The organism is Ensifer sp. ENS03, from assembly GCF_014852035.1.
Lineage (GTDB): Bacteria > Pseudomonadota > Alphaproteobacteria > Rhizobiales > Rhizobiaceae > Ensifer > Ensifer adhaerens.
Genome location: NZ_JACVAV010000047.1, coordinates 1 through 255 on the forward strand (window position 1 = coordinate 1; position 255 = coordinate 255).

Annotated in this window: 1 protein-coding gene; it reads right to left on the bottom strand. The window is 62.7% G+C overall.

Annotated elements, in window-relative coordinates:
• On the bottom strand, positions 1 to 255 hold a 255-nt coding region (locus tag IB263_RS33915; protein WP_246811163.1), incomplete at both ends, for an EF-Tu/IF-2/RF-3 family GTPase.

The following is a 255-nucleotide window of genomic DNA, read 5'->3' on the forward strand; positions in this document are numbered from 1 at the left end:
CACCACGGATCAGCGCGCCGATGTTGTCGCCGGCCTGGCCCTGGTCGAGCAGCTTGCGGAACATTTCAACGCCCGTAACCGTCGTCTTCGACGTGTCGCGGATGCCGACGATTTCGACTTCTTCGCCAACCTTGACGATGCCGCGCTCAACGCGACCGGTCACAACCGTACCACGGCCCGAGATCGAGAACACGTCTTCGATCGGCATCAGGAACGGCTGGTCGATCGGACGCTCAGGCGTCGGGATGTAGGCGT